At 68.7% G+C, this 17,423-nt stretch carries 22 protein-coding genes; 17 read left to right on the top strand and 5 right to left on the bottom strand.

Features of this window, described 5'->3' with window-relative positions; all coding sequences use genetic code 11:
* Window positions 1–186: 186 nt before the first annotated feature.
* The gene (locus JEQ17_RS27110) at window positions 187–729 is read right to left on the bottom strand and encodes a GNAT family N-acetyltransferase (RefSeq protein ID WP_200397635.1); all 543 of its coding nucleotides are present in this window, start codon (window positions 727–729) and stop codon (window positions 187–189) included.
* 9 nt (window positions 730–738) lie between these two features.
* Entirely contained in the window at window positions 739–1,515 is a 777-nt protein-coding gene (locus JEQ17_RS27115; RefSeq protein ID WP_200397636.1) for a GntR family transcriptional regulator, read from the bottom strand.
* Between the two features lie 213 nt (window positions 1,516–1,728).
* Between JEQ17_RS27115 and JEQ17_RS27120 the strand changes: the two genes are divergently transcribed.
* The 16 genes from JEQ17_RS27120 (at window position 1,729) to JEQ17_RS27195 (ending at window position 13,453) form a co-directional block, all read left to right on the top strand.
* Window positions 1,729–2,025 (top strand): hypothetical protein, encoded by a 297-nt coding sequence (locus JEQ17_RS27120; RefSeq protein WP_200397637.1) that lies wholly within the window; start codon window positions 1,729–1,731, stop codon window positions 2,023–2,025.
* The gene (locus tag JEQ17_RS27125; RefSeq protein WP_200397638.1) at window positions 2,022–3,002 is read left to right on the top strand and encodes a DUF2637 domain-containing protein; all 981 of its coding nucleotides are present in this window, start codon (window positions 2,022–2,024) and stop codon (window positions 3,000–3,002) included. Before JEQ17_RS27120 ends, JEQ17_RS27125 begins: the two co-directional genes overlap by 4 nt.
* A complete protein-coding gene (locus JEQ17_RS27130) occupies window positions 2,999–3,649 on the top strand; it encodes a GGDEF domain-containing protein (protein WP_200397639.1) in 651 nt (216 codons plus the stop codon). The genes JEQ17_RS27125 and JEQ17_RS27130 overlap by 4 nt, the downstream gene beginning before the upstream one ends.
* Window positions 3,649–4,032 (top strand): RRQRL motif-containing zinc-binding protein, encoded by a 384-nt coding sequence (locus JEQ17_RS27135; RefSeq protein ID WP_200397640.1) that lies wholly within the window; start codon window positions 3,649–3,651, stop codon window positions 4,030–4,032. Before JEQ17_RS27130 ends, JEQ17_RS27135 begins: the two co-directional genes overlap by 1 nt.
* A 152-nt stretch (window positions 4,033–4,184) precedes the next feature.
* Window positions 4,185–6,425, top strand: coding sequence for a P-loop NTPase family protein (locus JEQ17_RS27140; protein ID WP_200397641.1), 2,241 nt, complete (start codon window positions 4,185–4,187; stop codon window positions 6,423–6,425).
* Between the two features lie 140 nt (window positions 6,426–6,565).
* Entirely contained in the window at window positions 6,566–6,817 is a 252-nt protein-coding gene (locus JEQ17_RS27145; RefSeq protein ID WP_200397642.1) for a hypothetical protein, read from the top strand.
* Between the two features lie 20 nt (window positions 6,818–6,837).
* Entirely contained in the window at window positions 6,838–7,026 is a 189-nt protein-coding gene (locus JEQ17_RS27150) for a hypothetical protein (RefSeq protein WP_200397643.1), read from the top strand.
* A 9-nt stretch (window positions 7,027–7,035) separates the two neighbouring features.
* Window positions 7,036–7,638: a hypothetical protein gene (locus JEQ17_RS27155; RefSeq protein ID WP_200397644.1), complete on the top strand. Its 603-nt coding sequence runs from the start codon at window positions 7,036–7,038 to the stop codon at window positions 7,636–7,638.
* On the top strand, window positions 7,635–7,964 hold the full coding sequence (locus JEQ17_RS27160) for a hypothetical protein (protein ID WP_200402119.1): 330 nt from the start codon (window positions 7,635–7,637) through the stop codon (window positions 7,962–7,964). Before JEQ17_RS27155 ends, JEQ17_RS27160 begins: the two co-directional genes overlap by 4 nt.
* Complete coding sequence (locus tag JEQ17_RS50175; protein WP_234048386.1) at window positions 7,961–8,287, top strand: MazG-like family protein; 327 nt, start codon at window positions 7,961–7,963, stop codon at window positions 8,285–8,287. Before JEQ17_RS27160 ends, JEQ17_RS50175 begins: the two co-directional genes overlap by 4 nt.
* 25 nt (window positions 8,288–8,312) lie before the next feature.
* Window positions 8,313–8,792 (top strand): single-stranded DNA-binding protein, encoded by a 480-nt coding sequence (locus tag JEQ17_RS27170; RefSeq protein WP_200397645.1) that lies wholly within the window; start codon window positions 8,313–8,315, stop codon window positions 8,790–8,792.
* An 87-nt stretch (window positions 8,793–8,879) separates the two neighbouring features.
* The gene (locus JEQ17_RS27175) at window positions 8,880–9,779 is read left to right on the top strand and encodes a bifunctional DNA primase/polymerase (RefSeq protein WP_200397646.1); all 900 of its coding nucleotides are present in this window, start codon (window positions 8,880–8,882) and stop codon (window positions 9,777–9,779) included.
* Window positions 9,776–10,915, top strand: coding sequence for an AAA family ATPase (locus JEQ17_RS27180; RefSeq protein WP_200397647.1), 1,140 nt, complete (start codon window positions 9,776–9,778; stop codon window positions 10,913–10,915). Before JEQ17_RS27175 ends, JEQ17_RS27180 begins: the two co-directional genes overlap by 4 nt.
* The gene (locus JEQ17_RS27185; RefSeq protein WP_200397648.1) at window positions 10,912–11,115 is read left to right on the top strand and encodes a helix-turn-helix transcriptional regulator; all 204 of its coding nucleotides are present in this window, start codon (window positions 10,912–10,914) and stop codon (window positions 11,113–11,115) included. Before JEQ17_RS27180 ends, JEQ17_RS27185 begins: the two co-directional genes overlap by 4 nt.
* Entirely contained in the window at window positions 11,115–12,503 is a 1,389-nt protein-coding gene (locus JEQ17_RS27190; protein WP_200397649.1) for a tyrosine-type recombinase/integrase, read from the top strand. The genes JEQ17_RS27185 and JEQ17_RS27190 overlap by 1 nt, the downstream gene beginning before the upstream one ends.
* A 251-nt stretch (window positions 12,504–12,754) precedes the next feature.
* The gene (locus tag JEQ17_RS27195) at window positions 12,755–13,453 is read left to right on the top strand and encodes a demethylmenaquinone methyltransferase (protein ID WP_200397650.1); all 699 of its coding nucleotides are present in this window, start codon (window positions 12,755–12,757) and stop codon (window positions 13,451–13,453) included.
* A 222-nt stretch (window positions 13,454–13,675) separates the two neighbouring features.
* Here the strand turns inward: JEQ17_RS27195 and JEQ17_RS27200 are convergent, their stop codons facing one another.
* Complete coding sequence (locus tag JEQ17_RS27200; protein ID WP_383381125.1) at window positions 13,676–14,023, bottom strand: PASTA domain-containing protein; 348 nt, start codon at window positions 14,021–14,023, stop codon at window positions 13,676–13,678.
* Window positions 14,024–14,148: 125 nt separating this feature from the next.
* Entirely contained in the window at window positions 14,149–14,655 is a 507-nt protein-coding gene (locus JEQ17_RS27205; protein WP_200397652.1) for a GNAT family N-acetyltransferase, read from the bottom strand.
* Window positions 14,656–14,784: 129 nt separating this feature from the next.
* On the opposite strand from JEQ17_RS27205, the gene JEQ17_RS27210 reads away from it, so the two are divergent.
* The gene (locus JEQ17_RS27210; protein ID WP_200397653.1) at window positions 14,785–16,089 is read left to right on the top strand and encodes a geranylgeranyl reductase family protein; all 1,305 of its coding nucleotides are present in this window, start codon (window positions 14,785–14,787) and stop codon (window positions 16,087–16,089) included.
* Window positions 16,090–16,336: 247 nt separating this feature from the next.
* Here JEQ17_RS27210 and JEQ17_RS27215 read toward each other — a convergent pair whose 3' ends face one another.
* The gene (locus JEQ17_RS27215) at window positions 16,337–17,167 is read right to left on the bottom strand and encodes a C40 family peptidase (RefSeq protein WP_200397654.1); all 831 of its coding nucleotides are present in this window, start codon (window positions 17,165–17,167) and stop codon (window positions 16,337–16,339) included.
* Window positions 17,168–17,423 lie beyond the last annotated feature (256 nt).

Consider the following 17,423-nt stretch of genomic DNA (forward strand, 5'->3'; position numbering starts at 1 on the left):
GTCCGACGGTGCCATGCCGACTGGTGGTCAGGAACTGCGCTTCCCGTGCAGGGGGAGGCGATCCTGCGGCTCGGATTCCTACTGGCTTCACGGGACCCGATCGGCCGTCGACGCGCGAGCGTAGCGAGCGCCAAGGGGCGTGCGGCCGCAGGCCGCTCCATTAGCCCTGGAGAGTGGCCGTTGGCGTCAAGCTGCGGAGGTCGCAGGTGATGCGTAGCAGACAGCATCTGTACGACCCCCGTCGCCGTAGGCGTGAGTCGTTAGCCCTAGCTTTTGCCAGCCAAGACGCTCGTATAGCCGGATGGCGGCCGTGTCCTTCGCCATGACGTCGAGGACGAGACGAGTCCCTTTCTGTTCGGCATATTCGGTGGCGGCGCGAACAAGTCGCTCGCCAATCGCACTTTTGCGTGCGCCACGGATCACGAAGAGCCTGGCCATTACGGCGGTTTTCTCCTCGATCCCCTGCCCATGCTTGAGCCAGAGTGACACCGCCTCTTCGCCATTTGAACGGCTAACGGCGACGTGTCCAACGACGCTCCCTTCAAGTTCCGCGATCCAGGCTTGAATTAGGCCTGGAGGCGTGAGCCATACCTCCGGGTGGTCCACCCCCTCTACGGGGTAACCATCTGTGGCGTGAACTTCCACAAGCGCTGCTGCCGCCTCGGGGATGTCGAGATCTCGGCGTGGGCGGATGATTGGAGCACTGGTGCTGAAGTTTTTCTGATTCATTTTCCCTCCTTATTCAACCGGTGCGTTGTAGTTCAGACCGTTCATGTCAGCGCGCATGACGAATCGCGTCACCTCGAACGGTTCACCCTCTCGGTCAAGGCTCGTGTGGAGGACATCAAGGACGGGAACGCCACGCGGCAGTTGGAGGTACTGAACCTCTTCCGGTGTAGGCATCCGCGCCGTTACCTCGTCATTGATCCGGACGACAGTGTGTCCTTTCTCTTCGAGGACACCATGGATTCCAAATTTGTGCGGAACCACTTCCTCAAGGAGTCCCGTTCCTTGTGCGAGGATCCATGGGATCCATGTCGTGACCCGATACACAGGGTCTTCGTCGGCCCAGAAGACATTTTCTCGCCGCAGTACCGACTTTGTCTTTTCCGAGATCTTTAGCCGCTCTGCCAACTCTTTGTCTGGCTTCGTGCGATCGATGCTAAGCACTTGAAAACGGCCGGTCTTCCCTTGCTTGGCGCATTCGAGGAGGAAGGGAGACAGTCCCGACTCGCGGTACTTGGGAGAGTACCTATCGCTACCGAGGCGCAGTAGAGGCTTATTTTCCCGGACGAATACGCCTCGCCCCCACTCGGACGTGACGATCCCCTGTTGCCCAAGCAGTTTCAGGGCTTCGTCGACGGTATTCCGTGCGACTCCGTACAGCTTGGCTAGGTCCCGCTGTGAAGGAAGTTTGCTGCCCTGTGGGTACTTGCCGCTCTCGATCCCATCACGCAGATCTGCCGCGATTCTCCGGCTCGCCGGTACTTCCCTGCCTTGTGGGTCATTTGTCATCGATCGTCCCCTTCGTGCCCTGTCTGGCACCCCCAGCTTACGACCTGGCTCAAGCCAGTTGCTGAACAGGGGTTGACGCCAACTGGCTTGCGCCAGTAGAACTGGCTCAAGCCAGTAACTGGTGCAAGCCAGTTGAGGCTTCCGGGCGGTCGTCGTCTCGCCAAAGGCCTGCGGCCACTCCGGCTTCCTGTCCCTCCGATTCAGGAGAGCAACTTGCGCACCTACATCGGCCACCAACAGGCCATCTCTGCCGAGGACTTCGCAGAACTGGCGCTCGGCACCCCGGTTGAGCTGTGGCTCGGGGTGGAAGGCGAGACGGACGAAGAGCGCGCGGCCCGCGAGGATGCGGCCCGCGACATCCTCGCCGCCCCCGAGTACTGCGACCTGCCCGACCTCGTGAGCCGGGTCGCCGCCGAGGCGATCGAGGCCTACGCGCCGGAGCTGTTCAACGTCATCAAGCTGCCGCGCCCCGCGCGGCGCCGCACCTCCCGGAAGGGGGCTGCGGCATGAGCACCGCAACCGAGACGATGCGGCCGCAGGTGCCGCCGCTGACCAAGCCGGAGCTGTGGCTGTTGGGCGCGGTCGCCGTGCTCGCCGCCGGGGTCGGCGGGCTGGGTCTGGCTTCCTCGTTCGAGGCGGTGTCGGACGCCGGTGCCCGCTGGGGGTTCGCTTCTCCGTGGATGCTGCCGGTCGGTATCGACGTGGCCATTCCGGTGTTCACCGCGGCGTTCCTGCTGCTGATCCGCACGGACATGCCGCTGGGCTGGGTGCGGTTCGTGCCATGGGCGTTGACCGGGGTGACGTGCTGGCTGAACATCGCGGCCGGGCACTCGCTGTCCGCCAAGCTGGCGCACGGCACGATGCCGCTGCTGTGGGTGGTTCTGTCGGAGGTGGCCGCGCACGTCTACGCCTCCCGGATCGGTGCCGTGACCGGGCGCCGGATGGAGAAGATCCGGCGCTCTCGCTGGCTGCTCGCCCCGCTGTCCACGTTCGCCCTGTGGCGGCGCATGACGTTGTGGGAGATCACCTCCTACTCGGATGCGCTTGGTAGGGAGCGGGAGCGGCAGTTGGCCCGCGCGGAGCTGCGCGAGCGGTTCGGTCGGCGGTGGCGTTCCAAGACGCCGCGCCCCGAGCGCGTGCTGTTGAAGCTGGGTGAGCTGGCTCCGGCCGGTGACGACCTGCCGCCGGTGCCGCGGCAGAACCCGAAGTCGGAGCCGAAGGCGGCCAAGCCTGCGCGCAGGCGCACCGCCAAGCCCAAGGCCAAGTCCGCCAAGGCGCCGCGGACTCCCGCAGCGCTGCTTGCCGAAGCCCGCGAGGTCACGGCTGGGTGGGCGGATGACGCGATCAACGCTGAAGCGATCCGCACCACGCTGCACTGCTCGGCCGCGAACTCCCGCGTCCTGCGTGACCTGCTGTTGAGTGAGCGCGCGGACGGCCGGCGCCTGCACCCCATCGACGGCGAGAGCGGCGAGGGAGCGGCGGCATGAGCACAGTTGCCACAGCCCTGCTGTCTGCGCTGCCCCTGATGGCTGGTTGGGCGGTCCATGTGTGGTGGCTGCGCGCTCGCCTGCACACGGCACGGCGTGACCCGCTCACCGGCTTACGCACCCGCGACGGGTTCACCCGCCGAGCCACCGCCCTCCTCAAGGACCCGCGCGCGGTCGTCGTGCTGGCCGACGTCGACAGGTTCAAGCAGATCAATGACATTCACGGGCACGCTGCCGGGGACGCGCTGTTGAAGGCGACGGCGGACCGGCTCGCCCGCCACGTCGGTGCCTCCGGCGTGGTGGGACGGCTCGGGGGCGATGAGTTCGCCGCCGTCGTCATCGACGACCACGGCACTGCCGGTGACCTGCTCGCGGTCCTGCACGGGGTACTCGCCCGGCCGGTCGACGGCCAGGACGCGGCCGTGCACACCACGGTCTCGCTCGGCTGGGTCCGCGCCGCGGACTTCCCCGCCGATGACCTGTCGGGTCTGTTGCGGCGGGCGGATGAGGCGATGTACGCGGCCAAGCAGGGTCGTGCAGGACTGCGACGCGCGGGACTGGGACGGCTGTTCGCGACCGTCACCGGCAGGCGTGCCGGCCGAATCGGCGCCCGCACCGCGGCGCCGGTTGTCGAGGTGGCGGCCTGATGTCTGCCGTCTACGGCAAGTGCTTCGACCCGACCGGTGCCCGCTACGGCGTGCCCACTTACCCGTGGCGTCTGGCCCCGGACGGTTACGCCACGCGTCGCCAACTCCGCGTCAAGGGGCTGCGGCCCGGTGGCCAGCCGATCGCCGCTCAGCTCATGCGGGTCAACCGGCGGCGCGGCAACGTCCGCGTTGCCTACCTCTACCGCGAGGACCTGGCCAAGCCGGTGCGGCCGATGACGTCGCGTAAGTGGGGTGCGCTCGCGCTGGCGATGCTCGCTCGCCGCACCTGCCCTAGCTGCCGGATCGATGTCGGCTACTGCATCCCCCGCTCGTACGGCATCTGCGGTCTGTGCATCGCCCTGGAAGAACAGCGCGCCGCCTGAGCAGGCAGAAGCCCCGGCAGCCATGCCGCGAGGGCGCCGGATCGAATCCGGCCCGGGGCACGCACGAACCGCACAACACGGGCCCGACCGTTCACCTCCTACAGCGTCGGCCGGGCCCGCCATCCCTCACACCAGAAGTGGAAGGAACCTCAGTGAAACACCCCGACGACGACAACGAACTGTTCAACCGGCTGGAAGCCGAGTTGGCCGACTCCACCGCCCCGTCCGGGGGCGAGGTGGTCGACCTCGGCAAGGCCCGCACCGCGCGCGACGGGTCGCCCGACTCGACTGCCGACCCGTCGGCCGACTCCCGGCCGTCGAAGTCGGCCGACCCGGAGCCGACCGAGTCGCCCGACGCACGGCCGACCCTGGTCGACAGTGCCGTGCCGACCGTGTCCGGCCCCGGCGTCATCGACCGCATCAAGAACAGCAAGCGACTGGATGTCTTCCCGGCGTGGCTGAAGTCGGCCGCGGAGTTCAAGGAAGCACTCGGCTGGCTCGCCGGGCACGCCTGGCACACCGTCGCCTTCCACGCGGTCCGCGTACCGGTCGTCTACCTGCCCAAGCTCATCTGGCGCGCACCGCGTGGCGCGCTCAACACCCTCGGCAGGGTCGGCCGTTGGGCCGTGGACGGCGAGGGCGAGGCACTGCGTCAGTACACGGCCACGAACGAGCAGGTGGATGAGTACCTGAAGCTGTCCCGGCAGCGCGACCGGCGGGTGCGGCTGCGGATGGTCCTCACCGTCATCGGCGCCGTGTTCGCCCTGGGGGTCGGCCTGTTCCTGGTCTACGGGGCGCAGCCGATGACCCAGCTCATCGCCGCCGTCGTGGCCGTGCTCGGCTTCGGCCTGGCCGGAGCGCCGGCCGATGCGCCGCTGGCCACCCGCGCGGTCATCAAGACCGAGGTGCAGAAGCTGACCAGCGACATCGTCATGAAGGCCATGGCCTCCATCGGCATCGGTCAGATCGCGTCCGCGGTCGCCAAGGGCCAGGACGGCATCAAGTTCGTCGCCCCCATCACTCGCGAAGGTCCCGGCTGGCGCGCGGACATCGACCTGCCGCTCGGGGTGACGGTCGCCGACGTGGCCGACCGCCGCGCCCGGCTTGCCTCCGGCCTGCGCCGCCCGCTGGGCTGCGTGTGGCCGGACGCAGACCCCAACGAGCACGAGGGACGGCTCATCCTGTGGGTGGGGGACCGGGACTTGTCCAAGACCGGCATCGTCAAGTGGCAGCTCGCCAATGCCCGCCGACACGACGTCTTCAAGCGGATCCCGTTCGGACTGGACCCGCGGGGGCGCGCTCAGTCGGTGCCGCTGATCCAGCACAACATCCTGATCGGCTCGCAGCCCGGACAGGGCAAGACCGCCTCCGTGCGGGTGCTGGCCTGCGGCGCGGCACTGGATCCGTCGGTGGAACTGTGGCTGCACGAGAACAAGGGCACCGGTGACCTGGACTCCCTCGAATGCGTCAGCCACCGGTTCGTCTCCGGCATCGACGACGACTCCATCAAGTACGCGGCCGACTCCCTCACGCTGCTGCGCGAGGAGGTCATGCGGCGCGCGGGCGTGATCAAGAAGCTGCCGCGGGACCTGTGCCCGGACAAGCGCATCACCCGCTCCATCGCCGACAAGCGCTCACTGAAGCTGTGGCCGCTGCTCGCCGTGTTCGACGAGTGCCAGAACCTGTTCGCCCACTCCAAATACGGCAAACAGGCAGGTGAGGACGCCGAGTTCATCATCAAGCTGGGCCGTGCCCTCGGGGTGATCCTGGTCCTGGCCACGCAGCGCCCGGACAAGGATTCGCTGCCGACCGGGATCAGCGGCAACGTCTCCATCCGCTTCTGCCTCCGCGTCGCCGGGCAGGTCGAGAACGACATGATCCTCGGCACGTCGGCGTACAAGAACGGCGTGCGCGCCACCGCCTTCCGCCCGGAGATCGACGCGGGCAACGGCTACCTCGGAGGCGCCAACCCGCTGCCGACCGTGGTGCGCACCGCCTACCTGGACGACCCGGCCACCAACGCCATCGCCCAGCGCGCTCATGCGCTGCGCAAGGCCGAGGGCACCCTGTCCGGGCACGCCCTCGGGGAAGAAGCCGAGTCCACGTCCGGGCCGTCGTACGACCTGCTCGCCGATGTCGCCGCAGTCGTTCCCGCCTCCGAGAAGCGGGTGTGGAACGAGCGGATCGCCGCCCGGCTCGCGGAACTGCGGCCGGAGGTCTACGGCGGCTGGAAGGGCGAGAACGTCACCTCCGCCCTGAAGCCGCACGGCATCAAGACCGTCGGCGTAGCCGGAACGACGGACGACGGAGAGCGCACCACGCGCCGCGGCATCGTCCGTGATGACCTCACGAAGGTGATTGCGGAGCGTGACGAAAATCGGGGCGCCGCCTAGCCCTGGAGACCCGCTACCGGTAGCGGGGGCACCTGCTACCGGTAGCACCCCCGCTAGCACCCCAAACAGCACCCCATCTGCGATCTAGCGGATAGCACCCCACCTGCGAAAACCCCGGAAACCCCGAGGAAGGGGCCCTGATGACCCCCATAGCCCTTGCTACCGCCTTCCTGCTCACCGTCACGCTGTGTTACGCAGCTGTGTGTGCGGGAAGCCCGTTCGGCACCTGCCGCAAGTGCAACGGCTTCGGCTTCGCCACCACCACCGACCGCAAGGGACGCCCCAAGCGCGGCAAGCGCTGCCGCCAATGCAAGGGCCGCGGCAAGCGCGTCCGCATCGGCCGCTGGCTCTTCAACCGCGCCCAGCGGATCTACCGCGAAGGCACCCGCTGACCCGAAAGGAGGTCACCGGCATGGCCGTGACCGTCTCCCTCGCCCTGCTCTTCGGCTTCGTGCTGTTCATGCTGCTGCGCTCCAAGACCCTCGGAGCGGGCTCCGCGTTCGTCGCCGTGATGTTCGGCTTCTACCTCGCCTCCACCGGCGCCGCCTCCACCGTCAACGAACTCATGAGCGCCGTGGTCACCGCGCTCCCGAACTTGTAGGAGCCAGCCGTGAACGAACAGATCGTGGCGCGCCACTGGCTCGCCCTCATCGCCCCCAAGGCCGCGCCCGCACTGGCCACGTCGACCGTGCTGATCGTGGCCCGGATCTGGAACGCCAACGGCGCCGAACACAGCGTCGGCAACGCCGTGTTGATGACCGCGCTGTCCCTCGCCGCTGCGGCGGCCGGCGCGTGCGCGAGCGTCGGCCGCGCCGGAGACCCCGTCATCGCCGGAACCGCGTTCGCCGCCTCCGGCGGGCTCGCCCTGGCGGGCGTGGCTGGATACGCCGACGGGCTCTCCCTGCCGCTGCTGCTCTGGGTGCTCGCCACCGCCGTCGCCTACGGGCTCGCCGCCCGGTACTGGCGCGACGACCGTCGCACGCGCGTGGCGTACGAGCGGCACGTGAGCGACCGACGGGAGGAACGCGCCCACATCGAGCGCGTCGAGACGATCCGCGGCACCACGCAGATCGAGGTGGCCCGCACCGGCGCCGCCTACGCCGAACAGCTCGCCGCCGCGCTCACCGCCCGCGCGATGCTGCCCGGCTTCGACCCCAAGACCCTGGAAACCGCAGGCCTTCCGGAGCTGCCGACGCGCAACCGCGACGCATGAACGGGGACGCGGTGCGGCTGCTGGTCTGGCGCGACGCACTGCACTTCGACCGCTTCGAAGATCTGCCCTGCGCCCTGTGCGGCAAGCCAACCCCGATGCGCTCCCACACGGACGAACCCGTCCACAAGGTGTGCGCAGAGCAGTGGAACCACACCCACTCCGGCGCGCTCCGGCACGTAGCCGGAACACGTGATCTTGGCACCCGCCGCTTCCACGACGACGTACCCACCGCGAGCAAGCAGACCGCAGTACGGCACCTGTCTCAGCGGCCCACACCCGAATCTCTGAACCTCCAACTCCCCATCACTGAGAGGAAGTCCGCATGAGCGCCATCCTGTGGCCCACCACCGCGCGCATCTCTATCGCGCTGGACACCGCCAACGGCACCGGCGAGCACGAGACCGCCATGCGCCTACTGAAGGTGGTTGAGGAGGCGGGCGAAGCCTCTGCCGCCTACATCGGCTTGACCGGCCAGAACCCCCGCAAGGGCATCACCCACACGCCGCGCGACGTGGCCGACGAACTGTGCGACGTCATCATCGCCGCCGCCGTCGCCCTGCACGCCTTCAGCGCCGCCCCGCCCGCCGTCCTGGACGCCAAGCTGCACGCCGCAGCACGGCGCCTGCACACCAACGACCTGCCCCGCTAACCCACACCGAAAGCGAGTGATCCCCATGTCCGTGGGAGAGACCCCCATCACCATCGTCGGCAACCTTGCCGGAGACCCTGAACTTCGCTACACCCCCAGCGGCGCCGCCATGGCGAAGTTCTCCGTCGCCGCCACCCCGCGCAGCTACGACAAGACCACCAATCAGTGGCAGGACGGCACCGCGATGTTCCTGCGCTGCACCGCATGGCGCGACCTCGCCAACCACGTTGCCGAGAGCCTGACCAAGGGCATGCGCGTGGTCGTCACCGGCCGTCTGCGGCAGCACAACTGGAAGACCGACCAGGGCGAGAACCGCTCGATGCTCGCCCTGGAAGTCGACGACATCGGTCCCTCGCTGCGCTTCGCCACCGCCAAGGTCGACCGCGTCCAGCGCAACGGCAGCGGTGCCGCCTCCGGCCCGGCCACCGACGCATGGAACACCGCGGCCCCGGCCGGAGCCGGGGCCGCTGGGGAGTCGCAGTACCGCGAAGAGCCGCCGTTCTAGATGCGCCCGGGGTGGGTGCCGTCTCGCCAAAGCCTGCACCCACCCCGGTTCTCCGTGTCCCTCCAAAGAAACAGGAGAGCTACCAGCATGACGCAACCGCACTCCTCCAACCAGCTGGCCTCAGCGCTTGACGCAGCGTCGCGGGACTGGCAGGTCTTCCCCCTCATCCCCTGCGACAAGCGTCCGGCCGTGCGTGACTGGGAGGCTCGCGCCACCGCCGACCGCGAGCGCATCACGCGCTGTTGGACGCGCGCCCCCTACAACGTCGCCACTGCCACCGGCCCTTCCGGCCTGGTCGTCGTCGACCTCGACACCCCCAAGGGCCCGGACGACACCCCGCCGGCCGAATGGGCCGAGCACGGCGTCACCGACGGAGCCGACGTGCTCGCCGTGCTCTGCGAGCGCCACGGCCAGCCCTTCCCCACCGACACGTACACGGTCCGTACGTGGAGCGGCGGCAGGCACCTCTACTTCGCTGCACCCGAGGGTGAGCCCTTGCGCAACACCGCCGGGGACAGCGCCCGCGGGCTGGGCTGGAAGGTCGACACCCGCGCGGCAGGAGGCTACGTCGTCGCCCCGGGCAGCATCGTCAACGGCCACCGGTACGCGACCGTCCATGACATGCCGGTGGCCCCTCTGCCGGACTGGCTGACGAACCTGCTGCGCCCGGCACCGCTGCCCCCGCAGCGCCCGGTCACGGTCCCGCTGACGATCCGCGACCGGCGAGGCAAGTTCCTGAACGCGGCAGTCAACGGCGAGTTGGCGCGCGTCACTGGCTCCGGCGAGCACCAGCACAACAACGCGCTCTACATCGCGTCCGTTGCCCTCGGTCAGCTGGTCGCCGGGGGAGAGCTGGACGCGTACGAGGTGACCGAGAAGCTTGCCGAGGCAGCGCTGAGCGTCGGCCAGGGCGAGCGCGAGGCACGGCGCACCATCGCCTCTGGCCTACGGGCCGGAGCCAACCGCCCCCGAAGGGTCGCGGCATGAGCACCAACCCCATCCCCCCGCTCCACCTGTACTCCGTGCCCAGCGACCCCCAACCGGCCGTGGAGGCGCCGCCGAAGCGGGAGCGCCCGCGCACCGCGTGGACCGCTGATCAGCTCATGGCCGCGGACTTTCCGGAGCCGAAGTGGGCGGTGCCCGGCATCCTCGCCGAGGGCGTCAGCCTGCTCGCCGGACCGCCTAAAGTCGGCAAGTCCTGGCTGTCCCTCGGACTTGCCCTTGCGGTCGCGTCCGGGGGCTACGCCTTCGACTCCCTGCCGGTCGACGGCGGCCCGGTGCTGTACCTCGCCTTGGAGGACACCCCGCGCCGCCTCCAGACCCGCATGGGCAAGATGCTCGGAGGACAGGCGGCCCCGGCCGGGCTGACCCTGGTCACCGAATGCCCGCCGTTTCCCCAGGGCGGCAGCGATGCCATCTCCGGATGGCTCGACCGTAACTCCGACGCCCGCATGGTCGTCGTCGACGTGTTCGCCAAGATGCGCGGTCCCGCTCCGCAAGGCGTGTCCGCGTACGACGCGGACTACGTGGCCGTCACCTATGCCAAGCGGATTGCTGATCACTACGGCATCGCCGTGGTGCTCGTCCACCACGTCCGCAAGATGGCTTCGGAGGACTTTCTGACGGAGGTCTCCGGCACCAATGGCATTGCCGGAGCCGCGGACGCCACGCTCGTACTGAAACGGGCGCGCGGCCAGGCGGACGGCATCCTGCACGTCACCGGACGTGACGTCGACGAAGCCGAGTACGCCCTGAAGTTCCAAGCCGCCTCCGGCGCCTGGCACATGCTCGATGGGCCGGTCACCGACCACACCATCGGCGACACCCGCGCGGCGATCCTCCGGCATGTCCGGGAGAACCCTGGCGTGCGTCCGCGGGACGTCGTTGCCTCACTGCCGGACGTCGACGCGGACACCGTCCGCCGCTACTGCTCTCGCATGGCTGAGGCGGGACAGCTCACCAAGGACGCCGCGGGCCGCTACTACCCGGACACCCCCCACCCGGAGGTGTCCCAGGTGTCCGACTGTCCGGTTACCTCCACTGACCTGCCCGAAGGGACCGGACACCCCGGAACCCCCAGTGTCCGACTGTCCGACGCCAACCCCGAGAGGACTGCGCAGTGACGACGGCCCTGCCGAGGTCGCGAGACGACAAGCTCACTCCCGCCGAGATCTGCAAGGACCTGAAGATCTCGCGCTCTACCTTCTACGACTGGCGCGCGAAGGGGCGCGCCCCGCGCTGCATCAAGCTGCCCAACGGTGACCTCCGCATCCGCCGCAGCGACTACGAACACTGGCTGGATGATCGGGAGGACTGCGCCTGATGGACACCACGTACAACGTCAAGATCTGGAACATCAGGGTCTATCGGGGCAAGCGCAAGACGACGTATCACGTGCGCTGGGCACTGGACGGCAGGGAATGGGGCGCACCCTTTGACACACGAGCGCTCGCCGATGCTTTCCGCTCTGGGCTGGTCAGTGCCACAAGTCGCGGCGAGGCATTCAGCCTCATCACGGGGCGCCCCGTCTCGCACCAATCGGGAGCGAGCGCGGTGAACTGGTACGGCTTCGCCGTCCAGTTCGTTGATGCGCAATGGCGGCAGACCGCGGCCAACAGCCGTAGGAACACCGCGAAGACTCTGACGGCGGTGACCGTCGCGTTGCTGCGAACGCCACCCACTGTCTCCAGGCCAGTTGACGTGCGCACCGCGTTGAGGGAGTTCGCGTTCAACACGATGCGTAGGGAGGAGGCTCCACCCGAGGTGGTCATCATCCTGAAGTGGGTGGAACGCAACACTCTGTCTATGGCTGCTTGGGAGGACCCGGGCAAGCTTGATGAAGTCCTGCGCGCCTTGGGCACCAAGCTGGACGGCACGCGGGCCGCTGCCAGTTCAGTCAAGCGCAACCGGCGAAACCTGAACGTGGCCATGGAGTACGCGGTGAAGCACCGGGTTCTGCGTGCGAACCCTCTACCGAAAGGTAGAGGGGCGGTGCCCAAGACGTCGTCTGCCGTAGACAAGCGCGCTCTCCTCAACCCAGCGCAGGCCGCCCACCTTCTGGGCTGGATCCGCCGGCGCCCTCGTGGCGGCAAGCGGCTGCACGCGTTCTTCGCCACGATGTACTACGCCGGTCCACGCCCAGAAGAAGTGGTGGCGATGCGCGTCGCAGACGTCCGTCTGCCCGACGAAGGCGCCACCGACCAATGGTGCGAGCTGTTGTTCCACACAGCGCAGCCGGAGGTCGGGAAAAACTGGACCGACGACGGGGCGATACACGAAGAGCGTGGTTTGAAGGGGCGCGCTGCGGATGACACTCGTGGCGTTCCCGGTCATCCCTCGCTGACGCGGATCCTCCGCGACCACATCGAAGCGGAGAGCCTTAAGCCGGGCGACATCCTGTTCCAGGGCGAGAAGGGGGACCTCCTCGCGAGCCGCGTCATCCGCCGAGCGTGGCGCAGTGCCCGTCAAGAGGTTCTCGCCCCGCACGAGTTCGAGTCTCCGACAGGAAAGCGCGTGTACGACCTGCGCCACACCCGTCTGACCAAGTGGCTCAACGACGGGATCCCGGCGGCACAGGTCGCCGAGTGGGCAGGCAACAGCGTGCCGATCCTCCTGGCCACCTACGCCCGCTGCGTGTCCGGCCAGCTCCCGGATCTCAAGAGGAGGATGGAGGCAGGGGAGGACCTCCCCGACCTGCCTGAGGCAGGCTGAGCGGCTCCGGGAAACTTCGCCACGTATTTGCCGTAGCCACCCGCAGGAACCCGGTGACAGCCGGACAGTGCCGGACCTTCCCTATGGTCTATGGGGGTGGGTCCGGCGCTTTTCTGCGTAGCCAGGAAACAGGCTCTGACCAGCGCAAAGGCTTGCCTCATGGGAGGGCTCTCAACGAGTGTTCTCGGTAGTGCCCGAAAGTGCGGCCGGGTGCTGGAGAGTCACCCGGCCCGTACTGCCACAATGGGGGTGTGACCCGCGCATCCCTGAACAAGCAGCCGCACGAAGTCGCCTCGATGTTCGACGACGTGGCGGAACGCTACGACCTGACGAACGACGTGCTGTCGCTCGGCCAGGACCGGGTGTGGCGCAAGGAGGTCGCGAAGGCGGTCGCCGCGCGGCCCGCGCAGAAGATCCTCGACCTGGCGGCGGGCACGGCCACGTCCTCGCTGCCGTTCGCGCGCACGGGTGCGTACGTCGTCCCCTGCGACTTCTCCCTCGGGATGCTCAGGGTCGGCAAGAAGAACCACCCCTGGCTGCCGCTCACCGCGGGCGACGCCACGAAGCTGCCGTTCAAGGACGACACGTTCGACGCGGTGACGATCTCCTTCGGCCTGCGGAACGTACAGGACACGGACACCGCGCTGCGCGAGCTGTACCGGGTGACCAAGCCCGGCGGACGCGTCGTGATCTGCGAGTTCTCGCACCCGACCTGGGCGCCGTTCCGCACGGTCTACACCGAGTACCTGATGCGCGCCCTCCCGCCGGTGGCCCGCGCGGTCTCCTCCAACCCCGACGCGTACGTCTACCTCGCCGAGTCCATCCGCGACTGGCCCGACCAGCCCGCCCTCGCCGACCGCCTCACCAAGGCAGGTTGGTCAAAGGTCGCCTGGCGCAACCTGACGGGCGGGGTAGTGGCCCTGCACAGGGGCTACAAGCAGACTCCGTAACCGGCTTGGTAGGGGCGCGAAGAGCTTTTAGGGCGCGGGGACGGCGCAATCTTTTGTCTTCCAGGGGCGCGAGAAGCTTTAGGGGCGCGGGGAACGGCGCAAACTTTGTCTTCCAGGGGCACGGAAAGCTTTTAGGGGCGCGGGGAACTGCGCGACCAGCCCCCACCGGCTCGCACATACCCACAACCTGAGGTCCCCTGCCCTCCTGGCGGAGCCGAATCGCTACCGCAGCACGGCAAACGGATCCCCCGGCTCATCAAGCTCCCGGTACAACCCCCCGGGCGGCGACCCACCCCGCCGAGGCTCCCGCACACCGGCCCCGCCCCCACCCTCACCCTCCCCGAAGTCGAACCACACAGTGACGACCGCACCCCGAGGCACCTCGGAACCGGGCAACGGATACTGCCGTACGACGTAATCGACAACGGTCAGATGGAAGTCGGGCCGATCCGGCGCGGCGAGCCGCACCCCTCGCGCCTCGGCCGTCTCGCGCGCGTCCACGGCCATCAGACCGACGAGCCGCGGCACGCGCACTTCGGGTGTCTTGCGTGGTATGCGCACAGACGTCACCCCCAGCGGTACCGGCAGAGTAAGCCCTGCCGAGCCGTGCCGGAAGGTGTCGGAAGCCCGGCCGAAAGCCCCCGGAATTCCCCGGAAACCCGGTGGGAACCCGGCGGGAGCCTGGCCGGAAACCGTCAGAGCGCCAACCGGTAGCAGTGCCCCAACTGGTCCGACGTCTCCGTCGTGAACGTCTCGGCCAGTTCCATCCCGAGGCGTCTGGTCACCGCGATCGAGCGTTCGTTGCGGGAGTTCACCATGGCCACCACGCTGGGTACGCCCGTCGCCCGCACCCGTTCCAGCGTGATCCGCGCGGCCGTCGTGACGTACCCCTTGCCCCAGTGCCTGCGCCCGAGTCGCCAGCCGATCTCGATCTCACCCTTCGGCCCCCAGTCGCGCGGCCACGGCTGGGCGCCGGTGAAGCCCATGACCTGCCCCTCCCCGTCGAGCATGGTCCACAGGCAGAAGCCGTACTCGGCGTCGTGCCGGCGCTGCCGGGCGGTCAGTTCCTCGTAGAAGGACAGCTCGGCCGGTTTTCCGCCGTGGAACTCCATCACGTCCGGGTCGTCGAAGACCCGGTGCCAGGCATACGCGTCCTCGTCGGTCGGGACGCGCAGGTGTACCACGGGGAGAGCTCGGTTCACGGGGCAGCCCTTCAGCCAGGTGATCAGTACCGCTGCATAGACTGCCCATGTCCCGTGCCCCTCAGCACGCGGATTTCGAGACTTCGCACTTCGAGACCTAGAGCCTTCGAGACTTGGGGAGAACCCGCCGTGACCGAGTCCCAGCCCCTCTCCGAACACACCGCCGATGTGATCGTCGTCGGGGCCGGGCCAGCCGGTTCCACCACCGCCTACTACTTGGCCAAGGCCGGACTGGACGTCCTGCTCCTCGAAAAGACCGCGTTCCCGCGGGAGAAGGTGTGCGGTGACGGGCTGACGCCGCGCGCCACCAAACAGCTCGTCTCCATGGGAATCGACATCTCGGAGGAGGCGGGCTGGCTCCGGAACAAGGGGCTCCGCATCATCGGCGGCGGCGTCCGCCTCCAGCTGGACTGGCCGGATCTCGCCGCCTACCCCGACTACGGACTCGTACGGAAGCGGGACGACTTCGACGAGCAGTTGGCCCGGCAGGCGCAGAAGGCGGGCGCGCGGCTGCACGAGCGCTGCAACGTCGGCGCTCCGATCATCGACGACCGCACGGGCCGGATCACCGGAGTGCACGCGAAGCTCGGCGACGCCGACTCCAAGGAGAAGCGCGAGGTCACCTTCCACGCGCCCCTCGTGGTCGCCGCCGACGGCAACTCGACCCGGCTGTCGCTCGCGATGGGCCTGCACCGCCGCGAGGACCGTCCGATGGGCGTCGCGGTCCGTACGTACTTCACGTCCCCGCGCCACGACGACGACTACCTGGAGTCGTGGCTGGAGCTCTGGGACAAGCGAGGCCCGGGCGAGGACCGGCTGCTGCCCGGCTACGGCTGGATCTTCGGCATGGGCGACGGTACGTCGAACGTCGGCCTGGGCGTCCTCAACACCACGTCCTCCTTCAAGGAACTGGACTGGCGCGAGGTCCTGAAGGCCTGGTGTGCCTCGATGCCCGAGGACTGGGGCTACACCCCGGAGAACATGACGATCCCGATCCGGGGCGCCGCTCTCCCGATGGCCTTCAACCGCCAGCCCCACTACACGAAGGGCCTGTTGCTCGTCGGCGACGCGGGCGGCATGGTGAACCCCTTCAACGGCGAGGGCATCGCGTACGCCATGGAGTCCGGGCAGATCGCCGCCGACGTCATCGTCCAGGCGCACGCCCGCGCGACCCCCGCCCAGCGCGAACTCGCCCTCCAGCGCTACCCGAAGGTCCTCAAGGACACCTACGGCGGCTACTACACGCTCGGCCGCGCCTTCGTGAAGCTCATCGGCAACCCGAAGGTCATGAAGATCGCCACGCAGCGGGGTCTCACGCACCCCATTCTGATGAAGTTCACGCTGAAGATGCTCGCCAACCTGACCGACCCGACGGGCGGCGACGCGATGGACCGCATCATCAACGGTCTCTCGAAGGTGGCCCCGAGGGCGTGACCCACCGGCCGGGTCGTACCGCCGCGCCCCGAAGGGGCGCGGGGAACCGCGCGATCAGCCACGACGGCGCCGCAGACGACAGCCGGCCTTCTTCGGCGCTTCCGGCGGGGCCGGCCGCCCGCTGGGGCCGACGAGGCCCCTGAGGCGCGCCTGAGGGCCGCTTCCCCTCCTCGGGGAAGCGGCCCTCACGTTGCGCGGCCGAGAGCCGGAGAGGCCCTGCCAGTGGCCTGGAGAGCCCGGCCGGAGGTCAGAGCACGCGTACCGCGCCGCTCGCCGGGTAGCCCGACAGGTCCTGGATGACGACACCCTTCGAGGGGTTCGCGGCGTCCAGGTACTGGCCGTTACCGATGTAGACACCCACGTGGTACGCCGAGCCCGCGCCACCCCAGTAGAGGATGTCGCCGACCTGGACGTTGGACAGCGAGACCGGGGTGCCGGCCACGGACTGGTCCTGGGAGACGCGCGGCAGGTCCACGCCGACCTGCTTGTACGCGGCCTGCACCAGGCTGGAGCAGTCCCATGCGTCCGGGCCGCTGGCGCCCATGACGTAGGCGTCACCGAGCTGCGCCTTGAGGAAGTTGATGACCGTGCCGACGCTGCCGCTCGCGGGGGCGGGGACGTCACTGTCGGCCGACGTCGAGGTGAGCGTGGTCCGCTCGGAGGACCGGGTGGCGCGCTCGGCGGCGGCCTTGCGGGCGTCCTCGGCCTTCTGCTTGGCCTCCGCCTTCTTCTTGGCGTCGGCGAGGTCCGCCTTGGCCTGCTTGGCGGCCTTGGCGGCGGCCGCGTCGCGCTCGGCCCGAAGCTGGTAGTCGGCCGCGGCCTGCTGGGTGACCTCCGCGGACTCCGCGACCTGGGCGGTCATGTCGGCCGTGAGGGTGGGCAGCTCGATGGTCTGGGTCACCGGCTCGGCAGCGTTCGCCGATCCGGCCGCACCGGCCACTGCCAGGGTGCTGAGGACGCCACCGGCAACTCCGGCGCGCATCGCGAGCGCCGAGCTGCTGCGAGGCCGGGGTTTCCGGTGGCTGCGTATGTGAGCGGTGTGGGACATAGGGACAACCGGTATCAGGGGCTCCTCCATACCTTCAAGAAACGTGTGGTGCGCCACAGTTGTTCAATGGGCCGCCCGAATCCCGGGCGTGGCGTTCCTTATTGACGCCGTAACGGGCATTGCGGACACTGCCCGCGAAGCCTGTGATCACGGCCTTTCCGCGTTACGTCCGAATTGCCCGCGACCTACCACTCGTTGGAGCGGTTGGCCAAGCCCGGTTGTTTCCCGGCTGTTACCAATGTGACGCAGGTCACGGAACGGCTGGTCCTGCGGCGGTGTCACGCGT

The sequence above is a fragment of the Streptomyces liliifuscus genome (assembly GCF_016598615.1).
GTDB lineage: Bacteria > Actinomycetota > Actinomycetes > Streptomycetales > Streptomycetaceae > Streptomyces > Streptomyces liliifuscus.